This is a genomic window from Dietzia aerolata, from assembly GCF_014144865.1.
GTDB lineage: Bacteria > Actinomycetota > Actinomycetes > Mycobacteriales > Mycobacteriaceae > Dietzia > Dietzia aerolata.
The window spans coordinates 1-19828 of record NZ_JAALDM010000040.1 but is presented as its reverse complement, the minus strand read 5'-3'; the positions used below and the strand labels follow the sequence as shown (position 1 = coordinate 19828).

General features: G+C 67.2%; 21 protein-coding genes. 11 read left to right on the top strand and 10 right to left on the bottom strand.

The features are described 5' to 3' along the window. On the bottom strand, positions 1-518 hold a 518-nt coding region (locus G6016_RS03075), incomplete at its 3' end, for a thiolase family protein (protein WP_522731190.1). 10 nt (positions 519-528) lie between these two features. Continuing rightward, a complete protein-coding gene (locus G6016_RS03070) occupies positions 529-1572 on the bottom strand; it encodes a Zn-ribbon domain-containing OB-fold protein (RefSeq protein WP_338403493.1) in 1044 nt (347 codons plus the stop codon). A gap of 90 nt (positions 1573-1662) precedes the next feature. Between G6016_RS03070 and G6016_RS03065 the strand changes: the two genes are divergently transcribed. Further along, complete coding sequence (locus tag G6016_RS03065; RefSeq protein ID WP_182631239.1) at positions 1663-2697, top strand: LLM class F420-dependent oxidoreductase; 1035 nt, start codon at positions 1663-1665, stop codon at positions 2695-2697. A 62-nt stretch (positions 2698-2759) separates the two neighbouring features. On the opposite strand, the gene G6016_RS03060 is transcribed toward G6016_RS03065, so the two are convergent. From G6016_RS03060 to G6016_RS03035, 6 genes are all read right to left on the bottom strand, one after another. Then, positions 2760-3674, bottom strand: coding sequence for a DUF1707 SHOCT-like domain-containing protein (locus G6016_RS03060; protein ID WP_182631238.1), 915 nt, complete (start codon positions 3672-3674; stop codon positions 2760-2762). A gap of 140 nt (positions 3675-3814) precedes the next feature. Then, entirely contained in the window at positions 3815-4207 is a 393-nt protein-coding gene (locus tag G6016_RS03055) for a DUF1707 domain-containing protein (protein WP_182631237.1), read from the bottom strand. Next, positions 4204-4599 carry a DUF1707 SHOCT-like domain-containing protein gene (locus G6016_RS03050; protein WP_182631236.1) on the bottom strand — a complete coding sequence of 132 codons (396 nt, stop codon included), beginning with the start codon at positions 4597-4599 and terminating at the stop codon, positions 4204-4206. Before G6016_RS03050 ends, G6016_RS03055 begins: the two co-directional genes overlap by 4 nt. 28 nt (positions 4600-4627) lie before the next feature. Continuing rightward, positions 4628-5464 carry a DUF1707 SHOCT-like domain-containing protein gene (locus G6016_RS03045; RefSeq protein WP_182631235.1) on the bottom strand — a complete coding sequence of 279 codons (837 nt, stop codon included), beginning with the start codon at positions 5462-5464 and terminating at the stop codon, positions 4628-4630. Between the two features lie 32 nt (positions 5465-5496). Next, positions 5497-6138, bottom strand: coding sequence for a hypothetical protein (locus tag G6016_RS03040; protein WP_182631234.1), 642 nt, complete (start codon positions 6136-6138; stop codon positions 5497-5499). Between the two features lie 18 nt (positions 6139-6156). Then, complete coding sequence (locus G6016_RS03035; protein WP_182631233.1) at positions 6157-6786, bottom strand: hypothetical protein; 630 nt, start codon at positions 6784-6786, stop codon at positions 6157-6159. A 95-nt stretch (positions 6787-6881) separates the two neighbouring features. On the opposite strand from G6016_RS03035, the gene G6016_RS03030 reads away from it, so the two are divergent. After that, the gene (locus G6016_RS03030) at positions 6882-8543 is read left to right on the top strand and encodes an acyl-CoA synthetase (protein ID WP_182631232.1); all 1662 of its coding nucleotides are present in this window, start codon (positions 6882-6884) and stop codon (positions 8541-8543) included. 128 nt (positions 8544-8671) lie between these two features. Here the strand turns inward: G6016_RS03030 and G6016_RS03025 are convergent, their stop codons facing one another. Next, positions 8672-9415: a hypothetical protein gene (locus tag G6016_RS03025; RefSeq protein ID WP_182631231.1), complete on the bottom strand. Its 744-nt coding sequence runs from the start codon at positions 9413-9415 to the stop codon at positions 8672-8674. A gap of 497 nt (positions 9416-9912) precedes the next feature. Between G6016_RS03025 and G6016_RS03020 the strand changes: the two genes are divergently transcribed. From G6016_RS03020 to G6016_RS02995, 6 genes are all read left to right on the top strand, one after another. Beyond that, positions 9913-10608 carry a hypothetical protein gene (locus G6016_RS03020; RefSeq protein WP_182631230.1) on the top strand — a complete coding sequence of 232 codons (696 nt, stop codon included), beginning with the start codon at positions 9913-9915 and terminating at the stop codon, positions 10606-10608. 182 nt (positions 10609-10790) lie between these two features. Further along, entirely contained in the window at positions 10791-11306 is a 516-nt protein-coding gene (locus G6016_RS03015) for an alternate-type signal peptide domain-containing protein (RefSeq protein ID WP_182631229.1), read from the top strand. A 38-nt stretch (positions 11307-11344) separates the two neighbouring features. After that, on the top strand, positions 11345-11869 hold the full coding sequence (locus G6016_RS03010; protein WP_206682280.1) for a hypothetical protein: 525 nt from the start codon (positions 11345-11347) through the stop codon (positions 11867-11869). Further along, the gene (locus tag G6016_RS03005; protein ID WP_182631227.1) at positions 11866-12552 is read left to right on the top strand and encodes a signal peptidase I; all 687 of its coding nucleotides are present in this window, start codon (positions 11866-11868) and stop codon (positions 12550-12552) included. Before G6016_RS03010 ends, G6016_RS03005 begins: the two co-directional genes overlap by 4 nt. Beyond that, the gene (locus tag G6016_RS03000; RefSeq protein ID WP_182631226.1) at positions 12536-13165 is read left to right on the top strand and encodes a hypothetical protein; all 630 of its coding nucleotides are present in this window, start codon (positions 12536-12538) and stop codon (positions 13163-13165) included. The genes G6016_RS03005 and G6016_RS03000 overlap by 17 nt, the downstream gene beginning before the upstream one ends. Positions 13166-13194: 29 nt before the next feature. Next, complete coding sequence (locus G6016_RS02995) at positions 13195-13785, top strand: signal peptidase I (RefSeq protein WP_338403492.1); 591 nt, start codon at positions 13195-13197, stop codon at positions 13783-13785. A 789-nt stretch (positions 13786-14574) separates the two neighbouring features. On the opposite strand, the gene G6016_RS02990 is transcribed toward G6016_RS02995, so the two are convergent. Then, positions 14575-14760, bottom strand: coding sequence for a hypothetical protein (locus G6016_RS02990; protein ID WP_182631224.1), 186 nt, complete (start codon positions 14758-14760; stop codon positions 14575-14577). Between the two features lie 7 nt (positions 14761-14767). Between G6016_RS02990 and G6016_RS02985 the strand changes: the two genes are divergently transcribed. The 3 genes from G6016_RS02985 to G6016_RS02975 all read left to right on the top strand — a co-directional run. Next, positions 14768-14980 (top strand): hypothetical protein, encoded by a 213-nt coding sequence (locus G6016_RS02985; RefSeq protein WP_146776237.1) that lies wholly within the window; start codon positions 14768-14770, stop codon positions 14978-14980. Between the two features lie 816 nt (positions 14981-15796). Beyond that, positions 15797-16777, top strand: coding sequence for an Ig-like domain-containing protein (locus G6016_RS02980; RefSeq protein WP_206682279.1), 981 nt, complete (start codon positions 15797-15799; stop codon positions 16775-16777). Between the two features lie 723 nt (positions 16778-17500). Then, positions 17501-19828: Ig-like domain repeat protein (locus tag G6016_RS02975; RefSeq protein WP_182631222.1), on the top strand; the 2328-nt coding region annotated here is incomplete at its 3' end.

Below are 19828 nucleotides of genomic sequence, written 5' to 3'. Positions count from 1 at the left end.
GCGCGGGCGGCGACGGCGGCCATCTCGGCCTCCGACCAGCGCCCGGCGTCGATCCCGGCGCGGGCCTGCAGCGCGGCGATGTGGTGCCGGCCCGGCCACAGCGGGGTGACCGTGTACGGGTCGAGTTGCAGCGCGAGCGTGGTGTCGAGGTCGGCGCTGGCCGAGGCCTTGCCGAACCCGTAGACCAGCGCGGTGTCGGCATGGCCGGACGCGATCTTGAGGTACGCCTCGAACAGCGCCCAGGCGGCGTCCATCTCGACGTGCGATTCGGAGATCGGCGGCATGGCGCCGATCGTGTCGACGGCGGAGATGAAGGAGAAGGCGCGGCCGGCCAGGTAGTCGGACGAGCCGGAGCACCAGAAGTCGATGTCGGTGCGGTCGAGCCCGGTCTGCCGGTAGCACTCGGCGAAGACCGGGGCGAGCATCTCGACACCGTTGGTGGTGCCGAAGGTGGACTCGGTGTGGCGGGCGTGGGCGAAACCGACGACGGCCACGTCCCGGGGTGCAGTCTGGGTCACGAGGTGTCCTCTACAGGTGCTTAGCGTCGGTGGCGGTGGCGGTGTCGGGCTCGAAGTGCGCGATGGCCTTCATCGTGGCGGGCCGGCTCTCCTCGGGCTCCCACACGGCGCGCACGCGCATCCCCATGCGGACCTCGGAGGCCTCGCAGCCCAGGACGAGGTGCTGGATCGGTACGTCGGAGCCGTCGAGAAGGATGTAGGCGGTGACGTAGGGCGGCTTGATCTGCTGCCCGGCGAACGGCACGTTGACGATGCCGAAGGTGGTGACGGTGCCGACGTCGGCGACCTCCACGTACTCGCCCATTTCGACGCCGTCGGAGGGGCAGTAGTCGCGTGGCGGGACGTAGACCTCGGGGCCGTTGGACCGGCGACGTCCCAGGATGCGGCCCTGCACGATGGCGCGCAGGAACTCGCTCTCGGCGGGCGCGGCCGTGTGGGTCACCGACAGCCCGATGGGCGTGACGATGCCCGTGACGGGTTCGGCGGGGGTGGTCTCGTCACCGGAGGGCTCGTCCGCGGTGGCCTCCGCGCCGGTGGACGGGGCGCCGGTGGTGGCGTCGTCGTCGCTTCCCTCGGCGACCACGCACGCGATGTCGTGGACGGTGCCACTACGCTCGGCGGCCCACCGCACGCGCACGCGCATCCCGGTGCTCACGGCGTCGGGGCCGTCCGCGGCCAGGGGCAGGAGCATGGCGGTGTCCGCGCCGTCGAACCGCACGAGTGCCCACGCGAACGGGGTGTCGAGCGGGTTGAGGTCGGTGGGGGTGGGGACCCAGGTCCATGCGACGACGACGCCGCCGAGCTCGTCACCCGAGCCGAGTTCGACCAGTTCGGTGATCGGCTCGCGCGTGTGCGGGTCGTATTCGACGGGCGGGACGTGCACGGTGCCCTCCGAGTCGCGGTTGCCCACGATCGTGCGGTCGCGCAGGCCGGTGAAGAACGCTCCGAGCACGGGGCCGGTCGACCTGGTGTAGTCGAAGGACGGCGTGAGCGAGGCGGACAGCACGGGCTCGTCCGGCGGGGTGATATCGACAACGATTTCTCTGGATGTCACACCCCTAAGTAGAACACGTTCCAGTCTTTTTTGTGTGACTTTCGGTGGTGGGCGTCACGCGGCCCCGGCGGCGTGGGTCACACTGTGGGCATGAAATTCGCCTTGCAGCTCGGATACTGGGGCGCGCAGCCGCCCACCAACCACGCCGACCTCGTGGTGGCCGCGGACAAGGCGGGATTCGACACCGTCTTCACCGCCGAGGCCTGGGGATCGGACGCGTTCACCCCGCTGGCCTGGTTCGGCTCGCTCACCGAGAACATCCGGCTCTCCACCGCCGTCGTGCAACTGTCCGCGCGCACGCCCACCGCCACCGCCATGAGCGCCATGACGCTCGACCACCTCTCGGGCGGTCGCTTCTGCCTGGGCCTGGGCGTCTCCGGGCCACAGGTCGTGGAGGGTTGGTACGGACAGCCGTTCGCCAAGCCGCTCGCCCGCACCCGCGAGTACATCGACATCATCCGCAAGGTCCTGCGCCGCGAGGCCCCCGTCACCTCCGAGGGCCCCGCCTACCAGCTGCCCTACCAGGGGCCCGACGCCTCCGGGTTCGGCAAGCCGCTCAAGTCGATCGTGCACCCGCTGCGCGAGGACGTCCCCATCTGGCTGGGCGCCGAGGGACCCAAGAACGTGGCGCTCGCCGCCGAGATCGCCGACGGCTGGCTGGGCTTCCTCGCCTCCCCGCACACCGCGCACGAGTTCAATTCCTGGCTCGACGAGGGCTTCGCGCGCCCCGGCGCCCGCCGCACCCGCGAGGACTTCGAGGTGGCGTTCCTGTGCCAGCTACACATCACCGATGACCGCGCCGCCGTGCTCGACGCCTACCGCCCCATGACCGCGCTGTACGCCGGCGGCATGGGGGCGGAGGAGAAGAACTTCCACGCCGAGGCTTTCCGCAGGATGGGCTTCTCCGACGACGTGGATCGCATCACCGAACTGTTCCGCGCCGGCCGCAAGGACGAGGCCGCGGCCGCCGTGCCGGACGAGATGATTGAGGCCACCGCGATCATTGGCGACGAGCCTGAAGTGCGCGAGCAGATCGCCGAGTGGGAAGCCGCCGGAATCACGATGCTGGTGGTCACGGCGCGGACCGTCGAGCAGATCGAGCAGATCGGGCGCCTCATCGACTGAGGGCGGGGGCGCGGCGGCAGGCGCGGGGGGCCGTGCGGGGAGTAGCGCGGGGACCGGGCCTGTCAGTTGGCGCCGTGGACCCGCACCGGCTCGCCGGCGTGGTTGACCACCAGGTAGCCGCTCTGGTGCACGTCGTTGGAGGCGTACACGGAGTAGGCGGGCATCCCGGAGGCGTCGGCCTCGATGATGATGTGCGACGGGGTGCCGTCGGGGATGCCCAGCGTGGCCGGCGCGCCGGCGATCACGGCCGCGATCATCTCGGCGTCCAGGTCGGCGAGGCGGAACGACTCATCGCGGCTGGAGGCGCGGTCGTCGGGCTCGTCCCACCCGCCCCGGTACGACGAGGTCCACGACCGGCTGGGATGCTCGGGGTCGGCCCACTCCATCCCGCCGTGCTCGGGGTGGGCGGTCATGCGCGTCGCGAACTCCGAACCGGAAGCCTCGGGCGCGGTGGCGAACATCTGCTGCAGGCCCTCGAGGGTCAGCGGCGAGGGGTTGTCGATCACCCGCGCCTCGATGGAGTCGGTGGCCCGGTCGACGACGTCCTCGATCTGCTCGATGGCGGACGGGGACGAGGTGGCCGGCGTGTCGTCGCTGTCCGGCCAGGCCAGGGCCACTCCCACCACGACGATCGCCACGACCGGGACGGCGAGGAGCAGGCGGGTGCCGAGCGTGGTGCGCGTGTCCTCGTCGGTGGTGGACGACGTTGATGACGAAGACGACGACGACGACGACCGCGCCAGCCCCTTCTTGCGCCTGCGGTCCCCGGGGAGTTCCACATCGACGCCCTGCAGGTCGGTCAGCAGCGGGCGCAGTTCGTGGACCCAGCGCGCCTGGGCAGCTGCGCGTACGCGCTCGAAGTGCTCGAACTGGTCCAGTTGGCCGCTGGCAAGGGCCTTGTCGAGCGCGCCGGTGACGGCGGCCCGGTTCTCGTCGGTCGCCCGGATGTCCGGGGCGCCGGAGTGGGTGGCTGACATACCCGGATCGTAGCCCTGAGCAGGAGCGAGAGCCGCTGTGGCACCCCTGCTTCGGGTCGAATTCGGGGCGCGGTTCGGGCAGAGTTCGCCGAGATTTCACCTGCCCGACAATTCCCGCGCCCGTCCAGTTCCCACGTGCGTCAACCGGAGAGGATCACGGCGAGGACCATCATCCCGAGCACGAGCGCGCACAGGGAGGGGAGGGTGAGACGCTCCCGCAGCGTCCGCGTCGCGTTCCGTTTCGCGCTGCGAAAGGGTCCGAACTCCCATTGGTTGGCGAACGGGTCGTCGGCCCAGAGGCCCGTGGTTCGCAGTTCCAGTTCCAGGGGGCGCAGGTTCAGGTCGGAGATCAGCGGCGTGAGCTCGTCCTCGAACCGGGACAGGGCGGCGGTGCGGTAGCGCTCCTGGTGCTCGGCGCTGCTGAGGCGGCCGTCAGCCCGGGCGGCGTCCAGTATCGCCAGGGCGGCATCGCGGCGGGCGTCGGACACGGGTGTGCGCGGGCCTGCCGATCCGGGCGGAGGGGAATCGCTCATCGTGGCGGGGTCAGGGACAGGAGGGCCGAGACGATGATCGCGACCACGCCCAGGACGAGGGCTCCGGCGGCGATCAGGGGCCAGTGGCCGCGGAGCCAGCCGGGCCAGCGAGGCCCACGGTCCGGTGGCAGATAGGCCAGTTGCCGGCCGTTTCCCGCTTCGTAGGTGAACCGTCCGCGGCGGCTGGAGCCGCGTGCGGTGCGCGCTGCGTCCAGCCCCAGGTCGTCGATCAGCACCCGCAGCTCGTCCACGTACCTGCTGTGGGGGATCGCGCGGGTGCGTTCGAGATGTTCCAGGGGATCGAGTCGGCCGTCGGCGTAGGCGGCGTCGAGCAACTCCCAGACCGCGGTGCGCTGCGCGTCGGAGGCGCGGCTGCGCGGCGGGCGTCTCATGCGCCGAAGGGTACAGCGCGGGCGGTGCTCAGCGGGGTTCCCGAATCTCCCTGACCTGGCCGTCGACGCCCACGGTCACCTGGCCCAGCGGGTCCCCGGGGCCCTCGGAGATGTTCACCACGAACTCCGGCTGGCCGAGCGCGTCGGGGTAGACGGACACGTGGCTCGTGCGCGCGTCGTCGTCCATGCCGAGTTCGGCGGGGGCGGCGTCGATGGCGGCCACGACGACGCCCGGATCGATGTCGGAGAGTCGGAAGGTGTTGGCGGCGGGGTGTGAGTCGAAGTTCGATTCCTGCCACTGGCCGCGGAAGACGTAGATGAGGCGCTTGCCCGGCTCCGTGGGGTCCTCGAGCATGAGGCTCGCGCGGTCGCCGTGGATCCCGAGCGTGTCGATGTCCTGCCCGCCGAACTCCGCTTCGGCGGCCGCGAGCATCTGAGTCATCCCGTCGAGGGTGTGGAGGGGCCCGGGTCCGACCTCCCCGGTGACGGCCGACCACTTGTCCGTGCCAGGGGAGCCCGCGGGGCCGTCGGAGACCGAGGCCGCCACCACCCCGCCGAAGACCGCGAGGACCGCCACGGCCACCGCGATCCCGATTCGCGCGCCCCGCCGCCCGGTGCGCGGGGAGCCGGTGGTGGCGTTGTCGTCGTCGTCCTCTCGTCCCGCGCCGAGGCCGAGGTCGTCGTCGCCACCGCGCAGGTCGGCGACCAGCGGGCGGAGATCGTCGACGTATTTGGCCCTGGTGGCGGTGCGGGTGCGTTCGAAGTGCTCGAAGTGGTCGAGCCTGCCCTCGGCGAAGGCGGCGTCGAGCGCCTGCAGGACGGCCGTGCGCTGGGCGTCGGAGGCGCGGGATCGTGACGGCGACATGACCGCGAGGATAGCGGCCCCGCTCGCTCAGATCAGCTGGCGGGCTCGACCTCTCGAACTTCGCCGGCGGCGTCGAAGGTGGCGCGCCCGAGCGACGTGCCGAACGCCAGCGCGACCAGGTACTCGGCCTGACCGCTCTCGTCGGGGGAGATGGACACGTGGCCCAGTCGCGAGAGGCCGGACTCGAGCACGACCGGCGCGGCCTCGACCACCCTGCGCAGGACCTCCGGGTCGATCGCGTCCAGCGGCAGGAGCGGCTGCGTGCCCGGCCGGGGCGCACCCACGGGGCTGGACCACGCCGCGTCGAGGTACTCGGAGCGGTTCCGCGTGTCCGGCTCGGCGGGGTCCACGAAGTACAGGCTCGTGGAGTCGGGGTCGAGTTGGAGGAGGTCGACCTCCACATCGCCGAACTCGTCCGTCGCCGAGGCGAGGGCTGCGGCGAGCCGCTCGCTGAGCGCCAGGGCCACGGTGGGGGCGGGCTCGCCGTCGATGAGGGGTGTCTCGTCGTCGATGGTGGCTGACGACGAGGCGCTGGTGGTCGTGGTGGAGGTCGCCCCGGAACTGTCTTCGGAGCCGGGCTGCGTGGCATCGGCGCCGCAGCCGGCCACCACGAGTGCAGCGACGAGGGCGGCCGTGACCAGGGCAGAACGGCGGGAGCGGGCAAGGGGCAGCATGGATGTCACCATAGATGCTCAGTGCGGTGCGGTGGTCTCCATGACCTGCAGACCGTGGTCGAAGACGACGCTGCCCAGCCCCTCGTCGGTCGTCACCGCCACCACGTACTCCTGCTCGTCAGTCTCGCCCGTGCCCACCGCCACGTGCTCGATCTCCACCTCGTCTGGCTCGAGCCCGAGCGTTGCGGGCGCGTTCGCGGCGGCCGTGCGGAGGGTGTCCGGGTCGATCTCGTCGAGCGACAGGGTCCGGCCGGTGGTGGCGTGCCGCAGGGAGCTGCGGTCGGTCCACGAACCGTCGCGGTAGGTGTGGCTCAGCGTGGAGGTGCGCGGGGAGTCGGGATCGACGTGCCAGAGCATGGCCTCGTCGGCGTAGACGTACAGCACGGACACCTCGATCTCGCCGAACTCGTCGCGGGCCGCCGCCAGCATGGTGGCGGGGTGCTCGTAGAGGGGACCGGACTCTGCAGGGCCGGACTCAGCCGGGGTGGGGGAGGTGGCGGTTTGTGAGGTGCCGGTGGGTGGAGTGCCTGTGGTGGCCCCGCCACTACTGCTGCCGGTGCCGCCACCGCACCCGGCGAGGGCGAGCGCCGCGATGAGCCCGACAGCGGCCACGGTCGGGACGGCGAGCCGGCGGTGTCGGGTTCCCATGTGTCGAGCGTAGGGCGGATCGGCAGTGGGTGGACCGGAAGTGGACGGACCGGAAAGGTCGCCACAAAGCTAGAACACGTTCTACCATGGGGCGCATGAGTGCACCCACGCCTTCCGTCCCCGCCGACGCCGGAGTCCTGGACCCCCGGACCGGTGAGTACGTGACCAGCGTCTACCGCATCGCCGAGGCCGAACCGGACCGCCTCGCGGTGATCGAGGGCGGCTCCCCCGACGCGCCCGGCCGCCAGGTGACCTTCGGCCAGCTCGCGGGCGCCGCCCACGGCTATGCCCGTGGTCTGCAGGAGCTGGGACTGGGGGCCGGCGACTGCATAGTCCTGCTGGCCCCCAACTCGATCGAATTCCTCGAGGTCTACTACGCGGCCATCGAGATCGGTCTCTACGTGGCGCCCGCCAACTGGCACCTCACCGGCCCCGAGGTCGCCTACATCCTCGAGAACTCCGGGTCGACGGTCTTTATCGCGGACGAGCGGTTCGCCGACGTCGCGACCGTCGCCGCAGCGGAGGCCGGCCTCGACCCGGCCCGCTGCTTCGCCGTCGGTGACGTGCCCGGATTCCGACCTCTGAACGAACTCGCCGCTCAGGCTGGCGGGGGCGAGGGTCAGGCCTCGTCGTCGTCGTCACATAATGGGGCTCCCACGTCCCTCCCGTCGGATCGCACCCTCGGCGCCCCGATGCTCTACACCAGTGGGACCACCGGCCGCCCGAAGGGCGTGCGTCGCCCGCTGACCGGCGCGAGCCCCGACCAGGTGACGGTCCCCAACTACTACTTCTTCGCCGGCTTCAACATCCACGCGCCGGACAACGTCCACATCTGCGGCTCGCCGCTGTACCACACGGCCGTGCTCAACTTCGTCACCATCTCGCTCAACCTGGGCCAGGCCGTGGTGCTCATGGACAAGTGGACGCCCGAGGAGATGCTGCGCCTCATCGACGCGCACGGCGTCACGCAGTCGCACATGGTGCCCACCCAGTTCTCGCGGCTGCTCGAGCTGCCCGAGGGCGTGCGGGCCAAGTACGACGTGTCGAGTCTGCGCACGATCGTCCACGGCGCCGCCCCGTGCCCAAAGCACGTCAAGCAGGCGATGCTCGACTGGTGGGGCCCGGTGCTCACCGAGTACTACGCCGGCACCGAGGGTGGGGGATGCACCATCACCGGCGAGGAGTGGCTGCGCAAGCCCGGCAGCGTGGGGCGGCCCTGGAAGACCACCACCCTGAAGATCCTCGACGACGACGGCAACGAGCTGGGCACCGACGAGATCGGGAACGTCTACCTGCAGATGCACGGTTCCAAGTTCGAGTACCACCAGGACGCCGAGAAGACCGCCAAGACGTATGTCGGCGAGCTGTTCACGATGGGCGACATCGGGTACGTCGATTCCGACGGTTACCTGTTCCTGTGTGATCGCAAGAACGACATGATCATCTCCGGCGGTGTGAACATCTACCCGGCCGAGATCGAGTCCGAGATGACGCGCCACGAGGCCGTGCGTGATGCGGCCGTGTTCGGGATCCCGCACGCCGACTGGGGCGAGGAGGTCAAGGCGGTGATCGAGCTGGCCGAGGGATTCACCGAGTCCGAGGAGCTCAAGGCGCAGATCCTCTCCGACCTCTCCGGCCGGCTGGCCAAGTTCAAGATGCCGCGTTCGATCGACGTGGTGGACGAGCTGCCCCGCCAGGCCAACGGGAAGCTCATGAAGCGCACCCTCAAGGATCCGTACTGGGCGGACGCGAAATAGTTCGCCCTCTGCCATTGCGCCGGTCCGCCGGCCGGGTGGGCTGACGTAAGACTCGAGCCCCTGCCGTCCTTTGTGGGGAGGGCGGCAGGGGCTCGAGTCGTTCGCGGGCCGGGCTGGCCTTTATCTGGTCAGCTGAGGCCGATCAGCTGGCCGATGTCGATCCCATTGATGATTTCGGAACTGAAGCTGGCCGGGTCGCTCGAGATGCCGCCCGCGGCGGTGGATCCGGAGGTCACGGAGCCCAGCCCGAGGCCATCGAGGCTGCCGGTCACAGACTCGACAGCGTTCGGCTCGCGGATGGTGACGCAGGTGTTGATGGGGTTGACCGTCCAGCCGCCGTCGATGAGCACGATGTCCGTGCCTGCGCCGGTGTTGAGCACGTCGCCGGGGGAGACATTGTTGGGCACCTTGTAGGTGGTCTCAAGGGTGGAATACGCGCCACCGGCGGTGGTCCAACCCGAGCTCGCACGGGTGACCGAGTTGTTGGTGGCGTTACGCCGCACGTCGTCGGTGACGTTGCTCCAGGTCTGTCCGCCGAGGACCTTCCAGACAGATTCGCGGGCGCGGACGAGCTCAAAGCCCGCAGGGTGGTAGTCCACGATCTCGCGCACAAGCGCGCCGGCACCGCTGACGGTCGTTCGGAAGGTCACCTCGCCGCCGGGGGCGGCGGTGCCGTCTCCTACGACCTCCTTCTCGATGTAGTACTTGGTGCCGAGCGAGCCGCCCCAGCTGCGTTCGACCTTCTGGCTGGTCTCGCACTTAGACGTATCGGTGGGCTGTGCGCTCGCGGTGGCGGCCCCGGCGGTCAGGCTGGACAGGGCCATCAGTGCGGCGGCGCCCATGGCGACCGTCTTCCTACGGTTCTCGGACATTCATCGATCCTCTCGACAGGTGCGTAGTAGCTCAGGGTTTGCATGCGGCAGTCGGGGTGCGCCGACAGAATGTGCGGCATCGGGCTGCCTGAAGTAGCTGTCTCTTCCTCGGGCCGCGAATCAGGCTGCGTGGCCCAAGAGTCCCCCTCTGCTGTGGTGTAGATCACCACGCGGGGTAAGCGCGACTTTACCGCAAGCTCCCCCGTGGGTGGGCCGGTAGGTGGTCGGCCCGCAGCGGCGTGAGTTCTAAGCTGCGTCACATAAGTTGTGGCTCACCATAAGCGAGGTCAGCGCTCAGCGTTTCTGCAGGTTTCCGGCGCGCTAAACGTCTAGCGAATCGTGCTCAATGGGCTCCTAACTGCGACTATCGTGCGGGGGCGCCATCGGCATTGGGCGTTGACTTGTATGAGAAGACGATAATGTAAGTCTGGACGTGCGACTAAGTGTGAGTTAGGTTACTCGGCATGCCCGCCTTGTTGTCGCAATGCACTCCTCGCTTGAAGAGCCGTCGCGGCCCCCTGCTCGCCGCCTCAGCCGCGGTGGTGTCGTTCCTCGCGGCGGGCTGCATGGCCACCGCCGCCCCCAGCGAGTCGGTGCCCGTTGACCGGGAACGCCAGCAGTATTCCGCCGACGGAACTGCATGGGGTGGTGTCGAGACGATTCCCTGGGACACCACGACGATCCCAGTCCCGGGCGGTTCGCCCAACTCGACGTCGTTCCATCTACGGGTGCCGGGCGACACGGCGGTCGACGGCGAGGTGTATGTCGGCAACTGGTCTATCGATCGCGGAAGCGCGTGGTTCCGGGTCGACGTCAACGGGGCGCAGGGTGCGACGCGAACTCTGCCGGTGGTGCAGGCTCTCGGGCCTGGCGTTCTGATGAGTGAGTTCTCGTTGCCTGCTGGTGAGTCCGTGATGCTGACTCTCAACGTGGGCGTGCCCTTCAGCGAGGTTGAGCAATCGGCTCGCATCACGCCGGACTGGGGGATCACCCTGCAGGAGCGCCCAGGTTCCGGCGGCGGTTCCGGCTCCGCCGGCTCGTCGGGCTCGTCCGGAAGTAGCGGTTCTCTCGGCTCCGGCTCAATCGGCTCCTCCGGGGGGAGCGGGTCGTCGGGGTCCTCGGGCTCGAGTGGCTCGTCGCGTTCGAGCGTTGGTTTCGGCTCGCTCGGCAGCCCCTCCTTGGGCTTCGGGTAGACGCCCACACATCCTGCCCCGGATTCCCCGGGGCTCTTGAACTCGGTCATCAGCGCCAGCTGTTGACCGTCGGCAGACCTGAGTCTGCCCTGTACGAGCGATGAGATGGCCAGTGGCCGGCGACATCGCACCGCTGGTCCGGGCGGATTCGCCGCACGGTACCGATCACCTTGAGGGGAATTATGAAGAAGAACACCAAGGGCGCCATCGCCCTGGGCGCGGCCGCACTGTTGCTCGCCGGCGGCGCCGGCACCTACGCGGCGTGGAGCGACGACGCCACGCTAGGCGGCGGCGAAGTGAAGACGGGTCACCTCCGAATCACGGAGGTCCCGGGCGAATCTGGCTGGACGTGGGCCACCGCTGACGTGACCGGCGACTTCGACCCGGACACCGACACTCTCGCCCCGGGCGATTCGATCCGGTTCGAGGGCACGTATGCGCTGGAGATCGAAGGATCGAACCTCACCGCGGACCTGGTCGCTTCCACCGCGTCGACTGGCACGCTTCCCGCTGGATTGACGTGGACCGCGGATTCGGATGCCTCGCTCGAAGATCTCAACGAGACCAACAACCCCGGCGAGGTCACCGTCGGCGGCACGCTCGCCTTCGATCCGAATGAGACCGAATCGATGGACGAGACCATCACCATCAGCGACCTCACGGTCACCCTCAAGCAAACCGATCCGGCCCAGGCCTAGTCAGGATTCTCGTGAAGTCCCATGTCACATGGGCGCTCGTGGGGGCGTCGGTGGTGCTGCTCGGGTTCACCTCGTTGCAGCTCACCGACGCCGCCTGGAGTAGCTCAGATACCACGGATGGCGCCACGGTCCGGACCGGTCATCTGCGGATTTCCGGCGATGGTCAGGCGACGCTCAACGTGTCGGGACTGACCAGGGAGAACATGGAGCCGGGTGCTCAGGCACAGATCCCGCTGACTGTGGTCAATGACAGCACCGTTCCAGTCACCTTTCGGCTGACGGGCGTGGCACCGTTGGCCGGAACGACGCCGCCAGTGCTCAACCTGCGGGTAGCCCGGGTGTCGGAGGCGAGTGACTGTCCCGCCACAACTCAGCCGGGTACCCCTGGCAGGCAGCTGTTCAGCGGCGAGATCACTTCTGCCAGCACGTCGGGGAAAACTCTCGCGGTCGGCGAGACTGACGTGCTGTGCCTGACCACCACTGCCGGCGCCATGACTCCGAATCTCAGTGGGAAGTACGAGTTCACGTTCAAGGCCGATCAGATCAAGGCCGGCCAGCCATGACGATCACCGCTGAAGAAGCCCACACGAGCACGGCGAGCAGTGACGAGGCAACACCCCTGTGGTGGGTGCGAACGATCGTCAGCTGGTTGGTGCTCTTCGCGTGTGCCCTGATCTTGCTGGCCTTGGTGGTCGTACCTCGCGTTTCAGGGGCGCAGGCGTACACGGTCCTCACGGGCTCGATGCAGCCTGCGCTCTCGCCGGGCGCCCTCGTCGTGGTCCGACCGACACCGGCGGAGGATCTGGCGGCCGGCGACGTCATCACGTTCCAGCCGTACTCCGGGGATCCGTCAGTGGTCACCCACCGGATCAACGGGATCTACTACGACATGTCCGGTCAGCAGCGGATCTACACCCAGGGCGACGCGAACAATGTCGCCGACAACTGGGCGCTCGTCCCTGAGCAGGTCCGAGGGAAGCTCTGGTACTCGGTCCCACAACTGGGCCGGGTCAACCTGCTCCTCACCGGGGATACCCGGGTGCTGGCTATCACCGCGGTCGCTGGCGGGCTGATCGTGTATGCCGCGTGGATGTTCGGCAGCGGGCTGCGTGACAGGACCAAGAAAAAGCGTGCAACGCAGCTGAAAACCGCTGGGCCGATTGATGAGCCCACGCCAAGCGGCGAAGCCGCGGCGGAAGGTGTTGGAGATCGACATGAGGAGGCCGGTCATGGCGACTCTGCGTAAGAACCCCTGGCGCGACTACCGTTGGCGAGAGTCTGGCTGGACCAGAGCGCGAGCAGTGCTCGCCCTGGGAATGGTCTTCGGCCTCGGCACCGTAGGGACCATGGCCCAGTGGTCGCAGACTGTAACGGCGGAGACCGGGCTGTTCAGCTCGAGTGCGGGCACCGTGGACGTGACGATCAATGGCCAGAACCCAGGCGTGGTCTTGAGCGGGATCCCGCAGCTAGGCAAAGGGCAAAGCGCGTCCACGATGGTGAACCTGCAAAATAATGGAACCGCCAACCTCAAGTACTCCGTGAATTTGGCCGTTGCGGAGCTCGGTTCAGGGGTGGATTTGAAGGGTCAGCCCGCTGGAAACGCGAGTAACCTGCGCAATAACATGACGGTGAGTCTCTTCGCTGGCGCAACCTCCAATGGGACCACCTGTACGGGTGGAACCCAGATTACGACCCCATCCCCACCCGTCACATTCACAGGACTTAGGACGGATGTAGCGCTCAACGCGGGCGTTTGGGATTCCTACTGCGTCCTCGCGAGTGTGAGCTCGAATGCGCCCACAGATAGCCGTGTCGCCCGCGTCGGCGTCACGTTCAGTTTCAACGCGAGCATCGCGTAGGGGAGCAGGTGAGTGTGATGACACAGAATGTGGACGACAAGGGGCGCGGCTTCGTGAACTCCGGTAGGCGGGAGCTGGCGCTCAATATCGGCGCAATCGCTGGGTTGATCTGCATTGCGGCCGCCTCGTTGTCGATGTTTCTGGGGATCAAGCCGTTGGTGTTCCAGTCGGGCTCGATGTCGCCGTCAATTCAGACCGGCGCGCTGGCTTTCGCGCGAACTGTGCCCGCCGACCAGCTGGGGGTCGGTGACGTGGTGAGCGTGACCAACGCCAGTGGCGTGCGCATCACGCACCGGGTCACAAGCCTCGAGCCAGTGGGCGGGGACGAGATGATGATGACGATGCGTGGCGACGCTAATGGCGCCGATGATCCGGTGCCCTACTACGTTTCCGAGGCCGACCGCGTCTTGTGGCACATGAACGGCCTCGGCTATGCCATGGCATGGCTGTCCAACCCGGTGGCGATCTTCCTCGGAGGAATGGTGGCTGGCGGACTTCTCGTGATCGCGTTCGGCCGAACGGGGACGACGACGGCTGGGCCAGCATCCGGAGACGGCGCCAAGACTGATAGCGCGGATTCGCGAACCATGCGTGAGATGGAGGAGGCCCGTCATGGGTAAGTTTGAGCGGCTCCGAAGCAAGGCATTTTCTCTGCGCGGAGCGATCGCCTTCGCAGGCGCGGCGGTTATTGCGACAAGCATGGCTCAGGCCACGAACACCCTGGCTGCCTCGGAAGTGACTCGAACGGCCAAGGTGGAGGTGGTCTCGCAGAACTACTTCCCTACCCCACTGCCCTCGAGTATAAGTTGCAGAGAAAAGGCGTGGTTCCCCGGCAGGGACGTAATCATCTCATGGTCAAGTGCTGGGCAAGGCATGAAATATCTGGTCCGTATTATTAGGGACAATGACGATTCTAAGCCAGGCAACATAATCGATGAATTCTTTACAGATTCGACCTCGCACCAATTTCATACTAGTGCCACCAATAAGTCTGACCGGGTTCGCATCCATACCGTAAATATTGCAAGTGGCAGCGATGACTCCAACAGAATCGTATCCACGGGCTACGTTAGCCATACTGTTCATGTCTCAACTGTGACTATCACTTTATGTTCAGGCGATCCACGCTATGACGCTCCAAATGAGAGTTGGGAAAACCAATCCGTGTGGAGTCCTGGCGGCAATTTGAATGCCTCTACTCCGGGCGCTTCCATTTTTGCCGCGCTATTCGACGAGGAGGCCTCACAGGATGTGCTGGGTGAGCTCCCCGAAGGGGGCGAGCTGACCACGCTGGACGAGGTGGCGTTCGATGAGGCGCCCACCCCATCAATGGTGGAGTCCACGGTTCCGAGTTCGCCGCGGCCCGGTCCGTCGACGTCGGCTCGCGAGTCGGCGCCGTCCGCCACCCCTCAGTCGAGCTCTGCACAGGCAACCAGTGACGTGGCGACTACTGAGTCGTCTACTTCGCGGACGACAAGATCGAGTAGCCCGACGGTGACGAGCCTTCTGCCGGAGCCGTCGCTGACGCAAGCGGAAACGTCGCCGTCGTCGTCGGTTCCAACACCTTCGATCACCACGGCCACGCCGTCGGTCAAGGCCGGAGTGGGGGACTCACCGATTCCGGTGGGCGACGCCTTCGCGCGGCTCGAGGACATCGACGGTCGTACCCACCTCGCTGTGAGCCGGGACGGTGCCGAGGTCTGCTCCGCGGACGTGGACGGCGCGAGCCGGATCGAGGAGGCCGACGGTGACCTCACGGTCACCGTGGCTGGCCGCACCTCGAAGGTGGACGTCGAGACCTGCGAACTGACCTAGGAATCCATTCCATAACGTCGCGCCCGGAGCAACCGGGCGCGACGTTATTTAGTCGAGACCTGTGAAGGCGACTCAGGTGAGCTTCGGTGCATGTGGTGACCGATAACGCATGTGACAGCGTGGTTCTTGTGTGGGACGACCGTCAAGGTCCGGCGTTCAGTAAGACTTTTCTTTTCATCGCTGCCCGTCTAGTGTTAGTCGGGTCACACCACTTGGGGTCGATACTGGTGAACGGGTATGGGGCCGCGCCAGGTGAATGCAAGAACAGGGGAGTCGATGAGACAGGGAACAATGCGCAGGGCGCTCGCCGCGGCGAGCGCGACCGCGATTGCGGGGGCGGCGCTCGTCGTGGGTGGGGCTGGGGTCTCGCAAGCAGCTCCTACCGCGCCAGCGAAAGGATCCCAAGGTGGCGTGAGCTACGAAAGGACCGTCAGCGAAAGCTCGCCGGTCTGGGGTGACGAGATCACAATCACCAATAAGGTCACCCGTGGAAGCAACTTGTGGCAGGTCTACTGGATCGAAGACGTCAAGCCGGACTGCCTCGAGTACATTCCCGGCTCTACCACGTGGTCGGTCAGCGGCAAAACGTACACAGAGGCTTCAAATCCGGGCGAGGTTTTCGTTTCGCCAGGGTCTACGAAGATTGATCCACCGCTTGCCAACTCGTGGGCGCCGCCCATCACTTTCTCCGCGGGATACCGCGTCACGTGCGCAGCCGGGCCGCTCCCTACTGGTGGACCCAAGTGGAACACCACGAACGCAATCAGTGGCGCGGCAAACTTTTCCAGCAACGGGCCAACGATCGATGTCCGGCGCATGGGCACCTCGGTCTGGTTGGCGCAGCCCGTCAACCCGGAAGTCAATCAAACGGTCATGCTGAGAGCCACCGCCAAAGACGTGCCGGACGGCGGGCTCGTCGGCTTCAGCGTTGACGGCGTGCATGTCGGGGATGGCACGGTCAGTGATGGTCAGGCGACGCTCGAGTGGACGCCGACCACCGCCGGGACCAAGCAGGTCAAGGCCAGCTTCGGCCAGACCGGAACGCATGGTGGATCGACATCCCAAGACCGCACTGTCGTCGTATCGCCCACCAACGTCGCGTCCACGGTGGCCATCACCACCTCGGGAGACCTGAAGGTGGGGCAGAGCGTCCGGATCACGGCGACTGTTTCCCCTGAGGGCGCTGGTGGCGAGGTCGAGTTCTTCGATGACAACAACCCAATCGGACACGCCCCCGTGGGTGCGGACGGCACGGCCGCGATCGACTGGATTCCGTCAGTTGCAGGTCAGCGATCGATCGATGCCAACTTCTCGGGGCGCACCGGTGTGAACCCCTCGAACTCGGGGCTCGCTGTCAACATTGCCGAGGCGGACCCCGAGAGCCAGAGCACCACCACGACGCTGGCGGACATCGAGTCCGTGCAGGTGGGCCACGAGACCACTCTCAAGGCAACGGTCGTTGCAGGAGAGGTTGGTGGAACCGTCACCTTCTACGACGGCAGCACCGTCATCGGCACCGCCCCTGTTCAGGCCGACGGCACGGCGACCATGCCGTGGACCCCGACCACGGACGGGGATCGGACCATTCGCGCGGCGTACTCCGGTCACGGGGTCTACCTGGCCTCGCAGGACACCGAGTCGGTCTTCGTTGCCCCGAAGGTCGTCAATCCCGACCCGGACCCGGATCCAGTCGATCCGACCGAGCCCGGGACCGGCAGCCTCGGCTCGCTGACCGGCTCCGGTGGCGGCGATAGCGCCAGCGGCTCGCTCGGCTCGCTGAGCAGCTTCGGCAGCTAACGCATCACCAATCGGGCGGCGGAGCGGATATCGCTCCGCCGCCCGATCGCACCACGGCCGCTGCGGCCGCATCGTTACTCATCCCCGGGGGAAGGGGCACTCATGAAGAACAGGTTGAAAAGACCACTAGCGCTATTGGGAACGCTGGCGATGTCTGCGGCGTTCCTTGTAACGGGCTCTGCGGGGATTGCGAATGCTGCATCGTCGTCTCAGGAGTACGGCAGCCCCAACAGCAACTGGAAACTGACGAGAACGATTGATCCGACGTCGTATCAAGTGGGCGATACGGTGACAGTTAAGGCGGAAGTCCAGAGGAGATGGATCACAGCAAATCTCTATGCCTATAAGGATTTGCATCCGCAGTGTCTGACCTACATTCCCAACTCGGCGATGTTGAACGGAAAATCGTTCAACGCAGAGGTGGTTGCCGCCGACCCGGAATTGCCGGGATTTGGCTATGTCAAATGGTCGGGTAATGAGTCTCTCGGGGCTGCCCTTGGGCACTGGCAAGCTACTCGGACATTCTCGATCCAATACAAGGTAACGAGTAGTTGCGCACGAGAGACAAATCTTGAGTCGACGGCGCACGTAAGCGGCACTCTTGGTGGTGACCGCAACTTCTCGCCGTCTGACTTCAATGGTGGCCCCTCCATCACGGTCCAGAAGGACGCCACCTCCGTCACGCTGGCAGCCGAGCCGACAAATGCAGTTGTCGGCCAAGACGTGACCTTCACGGTCGACACCACTGGAATTGCCAACGACCAGACCGTGGCCATCAGCGGCGATGGAACTGGTGTCGCTACTGCCACCGTGACTGGCGGCAAAGCGACCTTCACCCGATCGTTCGATTCGACCGGAACCAAGAACGTGCAGGTCAGCTACGGAGGCTCCGCTATAGCGCAGCCCGCAGAGCCCGCGACCGCGACCGTCGAGGTCGGCAAGATCACGTCGACGCTCACGATCGCCGCAGGCACCCCCGCGGTCGCCGGATCTGCCGTGCCTCTCACCGCCAACGCAGGAGGAATCCCGAACGGCGAGTCGGTGGACTTCTACGTGAACGGTGCCAAGCAGGACTCCGCCCCCGTTAACAACGGCAGCGCTGTGTACGCCGGCTGGGTACCCGGCGATGCAGGCACCTACACCGTCCAGGCGAGGTACGCAGGATCGGCCACTGTCACCGCGTCACAGTCGATGCAGACCGGCGTGACCGTGACGGCACCCATCAACCAGACGGCCACCACGCTGGTCGTCAACCCAGCACCGACCCCGGGCAGTGCCTCGACCCTGACCGCCACCGTCACCGGAGGACAGGACGGGGACACGGTGGCGTTCACCAATCACGGCACGGAAATCGGTACCACCACTCTCAGCGGTGGCGTTGCCTCCATTGAGTGGACACCGGCAGCAGGACAGGCGAATCAGTCTTACAGTCTCGTAGCCCGGTACGCTGGCTCTGAGGGCTTCGCCCCGTCGGCTTCCGCGCCGGAAACCGGAACAGTCGGACGCATCCAGGCCGCGGTCACCGACGTGACCGCGGACGCCACCGCAACGGTGGGGGAGCAGGTCGTGCTCAGCGCCACCGTGAGCGGGGGTGAAGCCGGACAGATCATTGAATTCCGCGACGGTGACACTGTCCTGGAGACCGTCACCCTCCCCGCCAGCGGCGTCGCAACGGCCTACTGGACCCCCACCGCCACCGGCGAGTACCACGTGACCGCCCACTACGACGGGACGAGCACCACCACGCCGGCGCAGTCGCCGCAGGCCACCACCGTCACCGTGGGGCTCAAGGCCTCCTCGATCGAGCTCACCGGCCCCACCAGCAGTTCGGTGGGGAGTAGCGAGACGCTGACCGCCGAGACCACCGGGATCGCCGACGGCCAGACGATCACCTTCGAGATCCAGGGCGAGCAGTCGCGCCCCGCGCAGGTCGCCGACGGCAAAGCCAGCATCGACTGGACCCCGACCACGACCGGCAGCCACACCATCCGTGCCGTGTACGCCGGCTCGGATACTGTCGCCGGTTCGGAGTCGGTTGAGCTCGTCGTCGTCGTCGACACCCGACAAACCACCACCTCCACCGTGACCGCTTCCGCCGATCCGAAGACCGGCGTGCCGGTCACCCTCTCCGCCACCGTCGACGGCGGCGCCGAGGGCGTGGACGTCCAGTTCCGCAACGGTGACCAGGTGCTGTGCACCGCGCAGGTGGGCGCCGACGGCACTGCGAGCTGCGAGTGGACCCCGGAGCAGGTCAGCGACGTGGCCGTGACCGCGCACTACGCCGGCAACGAGACCACCTCCGCCTCCCAGTCCGGCACCGCCACCACCGTGAGCGTCGCGCAGGGCGACGTGGCCGCACCGAGCGGACTGACGATCAGCCCTGCCACGCCCACCGCCGCTGACATCCTCACCGTCAGCGGCACGGCCCCCGCGGGATCCGAGGTGACCGTCTTCCTGTTCACCAACAACAGCGAGTGCACGGCGACCGCCGACGCCTCAGGCGCGTTCCAGTGCGAGCTCGGCACACTGCCGGCAGGCCAGCACGAGCTCAACGCGTACGCGCTCCTCAACAACGAGCAGTCGGGGACCACGACGCTCCCGGTGAGCGTCAGCACCATCAGCACGAACATCGAGCTGGCCGGGCCGGGCTCCATCCAGCCCGGGGAAACCGCCGACCTCAGCCTCACCACCACCGGCATCGCCGACGGTGAGCAGGTGGACATCCTGGTCAACGGGGAGAAGAAGGGCAGCGCCACCGTCACCGGGGGCGAGGCCACCTACCAGTGGCTCGCTGAGGCCACCGGCACGTTCACGATCACCGCGAGCTACGCCGGGAACGCCTCGACCGAGGCGGCCACGTCGGCACCGCTGACCATCACCGTCGACGAGGCCGCCACGCAGACCTCCGGCGTCACCGCGCCCGGCAGCGTGACGATCGGCGAGACCGTGCCGCTCCAAGCCACAGTCACCCGCGGCACTCCCGGCGTGGACGTCCAGTTCCGCACTGGCACCGACGTGTTGTGCACCGGGCAGGTCGCCGCCGACGGCAGC

Excerpts from the sequence above, each read along its gene's own strand:
- G6016_RS03065 (WP_182631239.1), top strand. The coding sequence starts at position 1,663 with ATGAAATTCGCCTTGCAGCTCGGATACTGGGGCGCGCAGCCGCCCACC.
- G6016_RS03060 (WP_182631238.1), bottom strand. The coding sequence starts at position 3,674 with ATGTCAGCCACCCACTCCGGCGCCCCGGACATCCGGGCGACCGACGAG.
- G6016_RS03055 (WP_182631237.1), bottom strand. The coding sequence starts at position 4,207 with ATGAGCGATTCCCCTCCGCCCGGATCGGCAGGCCCGCGCACACCCGTG.
- G6016_RS03050 (WP_182631236.1), bottom strand. The coding sequence starts at position 4,599 with ATGAGACGCCCGCCGCGCAGCCGCGCCTCCGACGCGCAGCGCACCGCG.
- G6016_RS03045 (WP_182631235.1), bottom strand. The coding sequence starts at position 5,464 with ATGTCGCCGTCACGATCCCGCGCCTCCGACGCCCAGCGCACGGCCGTC.
- G6016_RS03040 (WP_182631234.1), bottom strand. The coding sequence starts at position 6,138 with ATGCTGCCCCTTGCCCGCTCCCGCCGTTCTGCCCTGGTCACGGCCGCC.
- G6016_RS03035 (WP_182631233.1), bottom strand. The coding sequence starts at position 6,786 with ATGGGAACCCGACACCGCCGGCTCGCCGTCCCGACCGTGGCCGCTGTC.
- G6016_RS03030 (WP_182631232.1), top strand. The coding sequence starts at position 6,882 with ATGAGTGCACCCACGCCTTCCGTCCCCGCCGACGCCGGAGTCCTGGAC.
- G6016_RS03025 (WP_182631231.1), bottom strand. The coding sequence starts at position 9,415 with ATGTCCGAGAACCGTAGGAAGACGGTCGCCATGGGCGCCGCCGCACTG.
- G6016_RS03015 (WP_182631229.1), top strand. The coding sequence starts at position 10,791 with ATGAAGAAGAACACCAAGGGCGCCATCGCCCTGGGCGCGGCCGCACTG.
- G6016_RS03005 (WP_182631227.1), top strand. The coding sequence starts at position 11,866 with ATGACGATCACCGCTGAAGAAGCCCACACGAGCACGGCGAGCAGTGAC.
- G6016_RS03000 (WP_182631226.1), top strand. The coding sequence starts at position 12,536 with ATGGCGACTCTGCGTAAGAACCCCTGGCGCGACTACCGTTGGCGAGAG.
- G6016_RS02980 (WP_206682279.1), top strand. The coding sequence starts at position 15,797 with ATGGGCACCTCGGTCTGGTTGGCGCAGCCCGTCAACCCGGAAGTCAAT.